The 1,223-nt window shown below is 65.7% G+C and carries 2 protein-coding genes; one reads left to right on the forward strand and one right to left on the reverse strand.

Translation table 11 applies throughout. The annotated features are described in order from the left end of the window. The coding region (locus AQY21_RS08885) for a GntR family transcriptional regulator (protein WP_152988173.1) at positions 1–261 on the reverse strand (261 nt) is incomplete at its 3' end. 168 nt (positions 262–429) lie between these two features. On the opposite strand from AQY21_RS08885, the gene AQY21_RS08890 reads away from it, so the two are divergent. Continuing rightward, positions 430–1,223: ABC transporter permease (locus AQY21_RS08890; RefSeq protein ID WP_058097332.1), on the forward strand; the 794-nt coding region annotated here is incomplete at its 3' end.

The following is a 1,223-nucleotide window of genomic DNA, read 5'->3' on the forward strand; positions in this document are numbered from 1 at the left end:
CTCGACCCGGACCAGCGGGATGTCCAGCCTGACCTGCCGCAAGGGCACCGGTCGGACGCGCGTGCCGGTCTTGCGCTTGCGCTCGACGATGCCGTCGTCGACCAGTTCGCGCATGGCGCGGCCGACTGTGGCACGGGCCGCGCCGAATTCCCGCGCCAAGGCCAGCTCGTTCGGCAGCAGCGAGCCCGGCGGCCATTCGCCGCCGCTGATGCGGCGCAGGATATCCGCCTTGATGACGCGGAAACTGGTCGTCGTGCACATGCTGAACCTTGGTGTTATCGGCCCCAGATGAGCACAGAACCATCCGCAGTGTCTCTAACATGTCCGACAGGCCAGCTAACCTAAGCGAGGCTGGACCTGTGCCGCAGGGCTGTCATTATACCTAGTCATATCCGCCCCCAAGCCCAGCCATAAGAGAGCAAGGAACCCATGATCCTGAAGCTGGTCCTGCGCCGGTTTGCCATCGGCGCGCTGACGTTGCTTGTCGTTTCGGCACTGATCTTCTGGGCCGTCGAACTGCTTCCCGGGGATATCGCCAGCGAAGTCCTGGGCCAGTCCGCGACGCCCGAGACCCTGGCCGCCTTTCGCGAAAGGAACGGCCTGACCGATCCGGCGATGCTGCGTTACCTGCACTGGCTCGGCGGCGCGCTGACCGGGGATTTCGGCCTGTCGCTGGCCAACCAGCGCCCCATCGCCGAGCTGATCGGACAGCGCGTGGCAAACACCTTCTTCCTGGCCGCCTATGCCGCGGTGATCGCCGTGCCGCTGGCCATCGGGCTGGGGTTGCTGGCGGCGCTCTATCGCGGGTCGTTCCTCGACCGATTCATCTCGACCTCGACGCTGGCGGTGATCTCGTTTCCGGAATTCTTCGTCGCCTATATCCTGATCCTGGTGTTCTCGGCCTGGCTGGGCTGGTTCCCCAGCCTCGCCACCGTCTCGCCCGGCATGGGGCTGGGCGCGCGGCTTTGCGTGACCTTCCTGCCGGCGCTGACCATGGTGATGATCGTCATGGCGCATATGATGCGCATGACGCGCGCCGCCATCGTCAACCTGCTGGCCCTGCCCTATGTCGAGATGGCGCAGCTGAAGGGGTTGCGGCGCTGGCGGGTCATCGCCGTGCATGCGCTGCCCAACGCGGTGGCGCCCATCGTCACGGTCGTGGCGCTGAACCTGGCCTATCTGATCGTCGGGGTGGTGCTGGTCGAGGTGGTCTTCGTCTATCC

Origin of the sequence: Paracoccus sp. MKU1 (assembly GCF_001447385.1) — a bacterium.
GTDB lineage: Bacteria > Pseudomonadota > Alphaproteobacteria > Rhodobacterales > Rhodobacteraceae > Paracoccus.